General features: G+C 66.3%; 8 protein-coding genes and 1 pseudogene. All 9 read right to left on the reverse strand.

Going from position 1 to position 10,298, the window contains the following annotated elements:
- The coding region (locus AC1P6P_RS10075; protein WP_481402312.1) for a 2Fe-2S iron-sulfur cluster-binding protein at nt 1-506 on the reverse strand (506 nt) is incomplete at its 3' end.
- 257 nt (nt 507-763) lie between these two features.
- Nucleotides 764-1,948, reverse strand: a complete 1,185-nt coding sequence (locus tag AC1P6P_RS10080; protein WP_481402313.1) for a glycine C-acetyltransferase — start codon at nt 1,946-1,948, stop codon at nt 764-766.
- Nucleotides 1,945-2,976, reverse strand: coding sequence for an L-threonine 3-dehydrogenase (gene tdh / locus AC1P6P_RS10085; RefSeq protein ID WP_481402314.1), 1,032 nt, complete (start codon nt 2,974-2,976; stop codon nt 1,945-1,947). Before tdh ends, AC1P6P_RS10080 begins: the two co-directional genes overlap by 4 nt.
- Before the next feature lie 145 nt (nt 2,977-3,121).
- Nucleotides 3,122-5,467: an O-linked N-acetylglucosamine transferase family protein gene (locus AC1P6P_RS10090; protein WP_481402315.1), complete on the reverse strand. Its 2,346-nt coding sequence runs from the start codon at nt 5,465-5,467 to the stop codon at nt 3,122-3,124.
- 41 nt (nt 5,468-5,508) lie between these two features.
- Nucleotides 5,509-6,144: an HAD family hydrolase gene (locus AC1P6P_RS10095; RefSeq protein ID WP_481402316.1), complete on the reverse strand. Its 636-nt coding sequence runs from the start codon at nt 6,142-6,144 to the stop codon at nt 5,509-5,511.
- 81 nt (nt 6,145-6,225) lie between these two features.
- A complete protein-coding gene (locus AC1P6P_RS10100; RefSeq protein WP_481402317.1) occupies nt 6,226-7,947 on the reverse strand; it encodes a heparinase II/III family protein in 1,722 nt (573 codons plus the stop codon).
- 1 nt (nt 7,948) lies between these two features.
- Nucleotides 7,949-8,605 (reverse strand): ribulose-phosphate 3-epimerase, encoded by a 657-nt coding sequence (rpe, locus tag AC1P6P_RS10105; RefSeq protein WP_481402318.1) that lies wholly within the window; start codon nt 8,603-8,605, stop codon nt 7,949-7,951.
- A 7-nt stretch (nt 8,606-8,612) separates the two neighbouring features.
- A complete protein-coding gene (locus tag AC1P6P_RS10110; protein ID WP_481402319.1) occupies nt 8,613-10,055 on the reverse strand; it encodes a hypothetical protein in 1,443 nt (480 codons plus the stop codon).
- A pseudogene (locus AC1P6P_RS10115) lies at nt 10,052-10,298 on the reverse strand (hypothetical protein); the annotation flags it as partial. The pseudogene AC1P6P_RS10115 and the gene AC1P6P_RS10110, both read right to left, overlap by 4 nt.

A 10,298-nucleotide genomic window follows, 5' to 3' on the forward strand; every position in this document is an offset into this window, starting at 1 on the left:
AGCTTGGCGCGTTCTTCCGGCGACTGCTTCCATTCGGTTTCCGGCTCGGCCGTCTTGGTCTGCAGATAGGGCTTGATGGAAGCGTGCTGGGCGAAGAAATGGGTCAGGTCGGGCACGAGGTCCTTCACCACCGGCATGTGCGGCAGCGGGAAGACCTTGATCGGGCCGGAATGATCGGTGATCGCCTTGGTGCAGGCGAGCCCATTGGTGCCGGCGATGTTCATGGCGCACGAGCCGCAGACGCCCTCGCGGCACGAGCGGCGGAAGGTGAGCGTCGGGTCGATCTCGTTCTTGATCTTGATCAGCGCGTCCAAAACCATCGGCCCGCAGCTGTCGAGATCGACGGTATAGGTGTCGATGCGGGGATCGTCCCCGCTCGCCGGATCGTAGCGGTAGATCTTGAATTCCTTGGTCCGCTTGGCCTTCTTGCCGTTCGGCTCCTTGGGCCCTTCCCACGTCTTGCCTTTGACGGGCTTGGAACCTTTCGGCAGCGTGAACTGAACCATCTGATTCTCCGGGGGAAATCGGCGGGAGACGAGCTTTACCAAAGCCCGGGGCGCGCTGCAATGTTGTCGCAGTCGAAGGTCGCTTTCTGCCCCCGCGCGCGACGCGGTCTGCCCACCGGCAGGTAGAGCGTGGGGGAAGTGCCCGTCAGGGCGAAGGGGGCTCCAGTGCATCGTGAGCCCCCTTTCCAGCTTCGCCGGACTTCCCCCACGGTCTGCGTGCCTGCGATGACACCTTCACGCCCGCGGGGGCAGAAAGCCTAAATCACTCCCAGCCGCTTGCCCACGACCTCGAACTTCTCCAGCGCGAAGGCGATCTGGTCGTCGGTCAGCGAGGCGCACATCTGGATGCGCAGGCGGGCGGTGCCTTCGGGGACGACGGGATAGCCGAAGCCGGTGATGAAGATGCCTTCGTTCAGCAGCTCCTGGCTCATTTTGATCGCGAAAGCGGTGTCGCCGACGATGATTGGGACGATGGCGCTGTCACCGTCGAGCGGCTTGAAGCCGAGGCGTTTGAGGCCATCGCGCATCATTTTCGCCAGCGCATGCAGCCGCGTGACGCGCTCGGGCTCGCGTTCCAGGATCTCGATCGCCTTCTTGGCCGAGGCGGCGATGGTCGCCGGCAGGGCGTTGGAGAACAGCTGCGGCCGCGACATCTGGCTGAGATACTTTACCAGCGTGTCCGAGCCCGCCACATAGCCGCCGGCAGCGCCGCCGAGCGCCTTTCCCAGCGTGCCGGTGATGATCGCGATCTGGCCTTCCACGCCCCAATGCTCGGCGGTGCCGCGGCCGTGCTTGCCCATCACGCCGACGCCGTGGCTGTCGTCGAGAATGACGCTGGCGTTGTAGCGCTTGGCGAGATGCACGATGTCGGGCAGCTTGGCGATGTCGCCTTCCATCGAGAAAACGCCGTCGGTGACGATGAAGATGCGGCGCGCAGCCTTCACCTCGGCGAGCTTGTCGCGCAGATCGTCCATGTCGGAATGGCGATAGACCAGGCGCTTGGCTTTCGAACCGCGGCAGCCGTCGATCAGCGAGGCATGGTTCAGCGCGTCGGACACGATCGCGTCGCCCTCGCCCGCCACCGCCGGAATGAGGCCGGTATTGGCGGCCCAGCACGACACATAGGTCAGCGCCGCATGGGTGCGCGACAGCCGCGCCAGCGTCGTCTCGATGTCGTGATGGATCGCGAAGGTGCCGCAGATGAAGCGGACGGACGCGGTGCCGGCGCCGTATTTGTCGAGCGCCTCTTTGCCGGCCGCCACCACTTCGGGATGATCGGCCAATCCCAGATAATTGTTCGACGACAGCACCAGGATGCGGCCCGGCTTCTCTTCCATGCCGACTTCGGTGTCCATCGGCCCGGTGATGTGGCGGAAGCTCTTCAGCGTTCCCGCCTTTGCCATCGCAGCGAGATCGGCCTTCAGCGAGTCATCGAGGTTCATAATTCGCTCCAATCCAGCACGACCTTGCCGGAGCGCCCGGAGCGCATCACGTCGAAGCCTTCCTGGAAATCCTTGTAGGAATAGCGGTGGGTGATGACCGGCGTGATATCCATGCCGGCCTGGATCATGCTGGTCAGCTTGTACCAGGTCTCGCCGAACATGCGCCCGTAGATGCCGCGCAGGGTCAGGCCCTTGAACACGACCGTGTTCCAGTCGATGCCGGTCTGATCGGGCTGAATGCCGAGCATGGCGATCTTGCCGCCGTTGGCCATGGTGTCCAGCATCTGGCGGAAGCCGGCCGGATTGCCGCTCATTTCGAGGCCGACGTCGAAGCCTTCCTGCATGCCAAGCTCGGCCATGACCTTTTTCAGGTCCTCGGTCGCGACATTCACCGCCGCGGTGGCGCCGAGTTTCTTCGCCAGTCCGAGACGGTACTCGTTGACATCGGTAATGACCACATACCGTGCCCCCGCCTTGATCGCCATCGGCACCGCCCCAATGCCGATCGGGCCGGCGCCGGTGATCAGCACGTCTTCGCCGACCAGATCAAACGCCAGCGCGGTATGGGCCGCGTTGCCGAGCGGATCGTAGATGGCGTAAATCTCTTCCGGCACCTTGTCGCTGCAATGCCAGAGATTCAGCGCCGGCACGGCGACGAATTCGGCGAAGGCGCCGTTGCGATTGACGCCGACTCCCAGCGTGTTGGCGCAGAGATGCCGCCGTCCCGCCTGGCAGTTGCGGCAATGACCGCAGATGATGTGGCCTTCGGCGCTGACCAGTTCGCCGACCTTGTGGCCATGCACGTTGGCGCCGACGGCGACGATGCGGCCGACGAATTCATGGCCGATGGTGGTGCCGGGCTTGATGGTTTTCTGCGCCCAGGCGTCCCAATTGTAGATGTGCACGTCGGTGCCGCAGATGCCGGTTTTCAGGACTTTGATCAGCACGTCGTCGATGCCGTACTCCGGCACCGGAACGTCCTTGAGCCAGATGCCCTCGGCGGCCGTCGTTTTCACAAGCGCTTTCATGGGATTTGGATCTCCTGGCGACGCGAATCCGATAACGCGCCCCCCACCCCCGCGCAAGCACGCGTTCGCGATGGCTGAACCCGCTACGGTGCATGCTTGACCGCGACGCACGATCTTGTCGCCGCCAGCCCGCCGCACGATTGGATCATGCGTCCGGAACGGCGAAACCGGCGGCCGGCAGCCCCGCTGTATGCACCCGCCACATTGCCTCGTAGGCGCGCTCGACCGCCTGGGCCAAACGGGCAGAATCGAACAGCGGCTGCGCCAACCGCGCTTTGAGCGCCGCGAGGCGGTCCGGCGTATGCGCCAGCGCCACCGCGAGCGCTTCATAACCGGCCAAATCGGGCGTGATCAGTTCGGCAAGACCGGCGTCCGTCACCAGGCTGGCTGCGACACGGGCGGCGAATCCGCGACCCGGCGCGGTCACCAGCGGCACCCCCATGCGCAGCGCGTCGCTGGCGGTGGTGTGGGCGTTACAGGGCAGCGTGTCGAGGAAGAGATCGGCCAGCTTCAGCCGCGCCAGATAGCTCGGCCGCGGCAAGCGGTCGGCGAACACCAGACGGCCGGGATCGATGCCGCGCGCCGAGGCCTCGGCCTGCAGATTGCGCCGCGCCGTGGCGTTATCCACCAGCAGCCACAGCACGCTGCCTTCCGTCGCCGCCAGCAGCCGCATCCAGACGTCGAACATCTCCGGCGTGATCTTGTAGTTCGCGTTGATCGAGCAGAACACGAAACCGCAGTCCGGCAACCCGGCTTCGGCCCGTGTCGGCGTTGCCTCGACCTCGCTGGCACCGTCGCTCGGCAGAAAGCAACGCGGCAGACGCACGACAGCCTCGGAAAAATGCGCCTCGCTGCCCAGCGGAATGACCACCGGATCGGCCAGGATGTAGTCGATCCAGTCGGCGCCGATGGTGCCGGGATGACCAGCATAATTCACCGCCAGCGGCGCCGGGCGCAACTCGAACACGGACGGGCGTCCGCCGCCGGTGTGACCGCTGAGATCGACCGCGATATCGATTTCCGCCGCCCGCAGCTGCGCCACGAGGTCCGCATCCGACAGCGATCCGGCGCTGATGAAATGCTCGAACGCCGCGGCGCTCCGCCTGCGGATGGCGTTGTCGGGACCGTCGCGCAAGGCAACGCCGAAGGTTTCGAACCGCGCCCGGTCGTGCCGCTCTATCAGTTCCACGATCAGATTGGCGGAAGGATGTTCGTGATAATCGGGCGAGAGGTAGGCGATCCGTAACCGGTCGTGCGGCGGCGTGTGCGGGCGCGGGGCCGAGGCAGGCCGCGCTATGGATTTCGCCGCCGCGAGCTGCAGCGCCGGATCGTCGATTGACGTCGCCACCACCCAAGCATTGACCGGCTCGCCGGCACCGACGCGCCGGGCAAGGTCCGCCAACCGTGCAGCACGCTGGCGCCAGTCGCAGACGATCCCCGCCAGCAGGAACCGCTCCGCCGGCACCAGCGTCAGCGCCGGATCGATCGCCAGGGCGCGGTCGCAATCGGCCAGCGCGGCGTCGTAATTCTGCAGATGACGCAGCGCCAGAGCGCGCGTCGCATAGACTTTCGCCAGCTGGGGCGCCAGCTCCGCGGCGCGGTTCAACGCCCCCAGCGCGTCCTCGTTGCGCCCCAGCGCCATCAGCATCGCGCCGCGGCTGACATGCGCCATGGCATCGCCCGGCGCGAGCGCGATCGAACGGTCGCCGTCCACAAGCGCTGCCGCGAAGCGCCCCGCTTGACGGTGCAGCGTACCGCGCAGCATCAGCGCGGCCGCCAGATTTGGCTGAAGTTGCAGCGCGCGCGCGACCGCGCCTTCCGCCTCGTCGGGCCGGTGCAACGCGATCAGCGCCGTGGCACGGCTGACATGGGCCGGCGCCTGGTTCGGATCGAGCGCCAGCGAACGCTCGGCATCGGCGAGCGCCTCTCCGGAACGACCGAGTTCGCTGAAGAGGTCGCTGCGCAGGTTGAGCCCGGGCGTAAATCCGGGATTGGCCGCGACGACATCGTTCAACGTGGTGAGCGCCTGGTCGAGGCGGTTGAGCTTCGACAGCACCACGGCGCGGGCGCAGCGCGCATCGACCAATCCAGGCTCGATCCGGAGGACGGCGTCGAAGGCGGCAAGCGCCTCCTCCAAGCGGCCGGCCGCAAACAGCAGGTGGGCGCTGTTGAACCAGGCCTCCACATGATCGGGCTGCAGTTCCACGGCGCGGCGATAGGCGACGAGCGCCTCGGCAGGACGGCGCGCCTGCGTCAGCACCCAGCCTCGGAAGCAATGGCCCAGCGGCACATCCGGCGCGAGGCCGAGACTACGATCGATGAAGCTGAGCCCTTCACGAAGATCGCCGCTTTGCGCCCGCACCATGCCCAGTATCAAGAGCGCATCGGCGCGTCCCGGTTCGGCGGCGATGATGCGGCGGCACAATACCTCCGCTTCGGCCAAGCGGCCCTGCGCGTGCAGGTCAAGCACCGTGTCAAACGGATCTGGCATTCGCCGCTCCCTGAACTGGCGTTTACACATGCTGCAGGAGGCTACGGCAGCGGCACCCCGAGGTCGGTCAAGTCGCGACGCAGCCTATCAGCGCCGGTGAAGCGCAGCGCCGGCAAGCCGACCTGAGCCGCGCCGTCCACATTGGCCGGGCTGTCGTCGACGAAGACGAGATTTTCCGCCGCCATGCCGTAGCAGCGCAGCGCGATCTCGTAGAGCGCCCGATCGGGCTTGATGCAGCCGTATTCGCCCGACAGCACGATGTGCTCGAACAGGTCGAGTTGTTTGTAACTGTGGCGCACCCGGGCGAAGGTTTCGCAGTGCCAGTTCGACAGCGCGAACAGCCGGATGCCCGCCGCCTTCAGCTCCACCATCAGTTCCGCGGTGCCGGGAATGCCGCCGCCGATCATCTCGATCCAGCGGCCGTAATAGGCGCGGATTTCGCGCTCCCATTCGGGAAACTTGGCAACGCGCTCCGCCGTCGCCTGGATCAGGTCGCGACCGGCGTCCTGCTGGCCGTTCCATTCGCCGGTGCAGATGGTGGCAAGGAAGTTGACGGCCTTGGTTTCGTCGCCGTCGAACACCTTGCGATAGAGGTAGAGCGGGTTCCAGTCGATGACCACGCCGCCAAGGTCGAACACGACCCCTTTGACGGCTGGCATGCGTGTCGTGGTCGTCACCGGCCGCCTCGTGTCGCGTTGCTTTGCGTTACGGCATTAGCACGCCGGAACCGCCTGGGGAATGCGGCCGGAAGGGCGGCATCAGCGTGGCGCCTCGCCCTGCCCGATCTGTTCGATGATCCAGCCGATTTCGACCGGCTCGCCCCGCACTTCTCCGGCGATGACGAGCTGTTCGGAGCGCCGGATGGCGTCGCCGCCGAGATAGACGCTTTCCTCCACCGTCACTGGCGCGGTGGCGCGGAAACGCCAGCCTTCGCCGTTCGGCAGCTTGAGCAGGATGTAGCCGCTTTCGGCGCGGCTGAGGCGGACGTCGGGGTGGATGTGGAAGCGCACCGCGAACGGCAGCGTCTCCTTGCGGTCCTGGCGCGGCAGCAGGCGGTCGGTGCCGGTCAGCGCCAGACCGTGCGGCGATAGCGTGAGTTCGCGTTCGTGGCGGATGCCGAACAGGGTGGTGTAGCCGTCGTGGCTGGCGACGACGATGTTGCCTTTCCCGGTCTCGATCCGTCGCGTCTCGATCGCGTCTGGCCCATGCACGAGGCGCGGCCCCACCAGCGTCTTGATCCAGCCCTCGCGCAGCACCGTGGCGCTCGAGGTATCGGCAATGGTCACCGTGGAATGGGCGGCGGTAGCGCGCAACGCCTCTTGCCAGTGATGATGGGCGGCGTGGGTTGCGGTGCCGCAATTGATGATGATGCGATGAGCCCCCGCCGACAGCTCGAACGCGAGGCATCCGGCATGAGCATCGTTCGAAAACGCACCCGGCGGCGGCGCGCCGCAATCGAACAGCACCAGCGTCCGCGACGCGTGCAGGCGGTGATAGCCGGAATGGCGGGCATAGCCGAACGGCTGGCCTTTGACGTCGTCGCGATGCAAGAGCGCGTGGATCATCTTGGCGCTGGATTCGCCGCCGCCGTTGAACAGCGCCAGGGCGCCGTCGCCATGACGGAAAAAGCGCACCATCGGCGCCATGCGGTCGTGGGCGGTGCGCAGACCCGGCGGCGCGATCTGACCGGTCGCGGCGAGCACCTCCATCACCATCACGACTTGGCGATAGGCGTTGACCAGCACCTCCGGCGAGCGGCTGATGTGGCCGCCATCGGGCAATATCTGGCGCGCCAGTTCGTCTTCGAGCCGCGCCAAACCCAACTCCAGCCGCTTGGGACTGTCGTCGAGGCATACGCCCGACAGCGCCAGCGCCGCCGCCGCTTCGATCCGCGGCAGACCCTCGGGCGCCTCCGCCGCGGTGCGCGCCAGCATCCGCGACTGCTCGCGCAGGGTGACATAGACCTTGGAGCGCCACAGCATGTCGGCGTTGGTGAGGATGAAGCGGCCGTGCGCAAACACCGCCACCAGCCGGCGGGCGATGATGTGCGGCAGCCAGCCCGGTTCGGTGTATTTGGCGTTGCGCTTCAGCCATTGCGACACCAGATTGGTCGCCAGCGTGCGCGCCGCCTCGCCGTTCGCAGCCGCCAGCGGCGGCAGCCAGACGAAACTGTGCAACGCCTCGCGCCACTCGGCCGACGGCGCCGGCCGGTCGAAGATGGAACGATCCCGCGCGTCAGCGACTTCGCCCACGAACTTGAATTTGCCGCGCAGCAGCGCATCGGCGTCGTCGAGCTTGCGCGGCAAGGTATCGACCGGGCAGTAGACGATGTGGTCGGCGAGCGGCCCGGCGAGCAGGCGGCGATATATCCAGGTGCGGCGGCCCCAGCGGCGCAGGCGCCCGCTCGCGCGCCATACGGCGATCCTCAGCGCCTCGGGGAGAAGCGCCAGCGATGGTCGGTTCGGGCGCGCCGCGGTCACCCTAGCCCCTGAGGGCCGAGATGTTGGCCGCATAGCACTTGGCGCCACCGCGGAACACGGCGGTTCCGGCCACGATGGTGTCGGCCCCGGCGTTGATCGCCTGCTTCACCGTCGTCTTGTTGATACCACCGTCGACCTCGAGCGCGACCGGGCGGCCGCACTTGGCGATGCGCTCCGCCGCCGCCTCGATCTTCTTGAGCTGGCTGGTGATGAAACTCTGGCCGCCGAAGCCGGGATTGACCGTCATAATCAAGACCAGATCGACAAGGTCGAGCACCGGATCGATATGGTCGATCGGCGTGCCCGGATTGAGCACCACGCCCGGCTTCTTGCCCAGGCTCCGGATCTTCTGCAGCGTCGAGTGGATGTGCGGCCCGGCCTCGGGATGGACGGTGATGCCGTCTGCCCCGGCCTCGGCAAACGCCTCCAGGAACGGATCGACCGGCGCGATCATCAGGTGAACGTCGAACGGCTTCTTGGTGTGCGGCCTCAGCGCCTTCACGATCGGCGGTCCGGTGGTGATGTTGGGCACGTAATGGCCGTCCATGACGTCGACATGGATCAGGTCGGCGCCGGCCTTGTCCAACGCCGCAATTTCCTCGCCCAAGCGGGAGAAATCGGCGGACAGAATGGACGGCGAAATGCGGATCATACCCATTTTACGATTAAGTGCCGGATTCGACGGGCTGTCGCAAGGCACGTTCGACGCTTCCGCGGGCCGTCAACAGAACAATCAGCACCGGCACCCACGCCACCCGCGACTGGTAGCGGTCGTGCGGACCGGAAAACAGGCCGCAAACCAGGGCGTTGCCAATCAGCGCCACCAGCACGAAAGCGGGCAGCGTCGCCAGGTTCCAGCGCCGCCGTTTCAGCGCCCGCCACAGTACCCAGGCGAGCCACGCCTGCGCCAGGAACGCCAAGGGCACATGCACGACGTTGACCGCGCCGAAGTGGATTTTGCCCTTCTGCTGGTGCGCCGTCATGTAGGCGATCCGCTGCTTCGGCATGAAGCCGTAAAACAGGTCGCGCAGCACCCAGACCTGGGGCTCGACGCCGTCGCCGGTGCGGATCATGCCGTACTGCCGGACCGCACCCCACAGCCCGGGCAACAGGCTCTGCAGCGGGTAATGGATAAGGCTGTGGCGGACGATCAGATCGTAGTCGTCCTTGGGGCCATAGAAGCGGCCGACCTTGTTGAACGGGCTTTCCCGCCCCCACAGGAAATTGTCCGCCGTCTTGGGCAGATGGTCCTTATAGGGGCACAGCACCAGTTGCGGCTGCGACGGGCAGAGATCGTTCAGCGTCTTGGTCACGACGCCGTCGCCCATCAGCCGGGCCGCCAGGAAATACGTGCCCGAGCGGCTGACGAAATACTTCTCGCTGATCTGCGGCACGTTTTTGACCAGCATGTGGTTGGCCTGAACCACGAGCCCCAGCCCAAGAGCGAAGCACAGGAGCGGCAGGATCACGTTCGGCCGGGGGAATTTGCGCTGCCGCCAGATCAGACTCGGCACCCACACCAGCGCCAGACACACCACCAGCCCGGCGGCGGTACCGAGGTGCGAGGGATGGCAGGCGATCGCGACGCCCGCGACGGGGATCAGCAAAATGGCCCGTACCCAGCCGAGTTGCTTCAATTTGAACGCCAGCGGATAGAACGCCAGGATGAATACCGCCGTGAAGCAGTCGGGCTCGATCTGGCCGGCAAACCAGGCGATGCTGGTCAGCACCGACAGCGCCGCTCCCACCCTGAGCAGCGTCCACAGCGTCGTGCGCGGCCACACCGCCCGGGCGAACTGGACGATGACGAACGCCGTCATCGCCGCCTGGACCCAGGCGACGTACCATAGGCTGTCGCGGCCATGGGTGTAGTCGAGGAACAGCGAATAGCCGGGGGAGCGTTCGGGCACGAAGAAGCGCCGGAAGCCCTCCAGCACATAGGCGCCCGAATCGAAGAACATGAACGGGAAGCCGTTCCACCACGCCGCGTAGAGGAACATCGGCGTCAAGAGCAGGATCGCGGCCACTTCGGCGCCCAGCCCGGACAGATGCGCCGCCGGAATCCGATCCCGGCCCACCCGGCCCGACAATGCAAGCGAATCAGTCATACCGATGTGCCGGGGCACGCCCTCGAATGCGACCCCGCGGTATCGCGGTATTTGTCGCAATTCGCAACGCCGATCCGCGCGACATCGTCGGCCCCCAGCCGGCGCAGCGCCCGGGGATCGGTCAAGAGGAAGGCGAACGGCACGATCCATACAATCCGGGATTGATAACGGTCGTGGGCGCCGGAAATCATGCCGCAAATGGTGGCGTTGCCGATCAGGGCGAAGAACAGGAAGGCTCCCAGC

The sequence above is a fragment of the Rhizomicrobium sp. genome, from assembly GCF_056722145.1.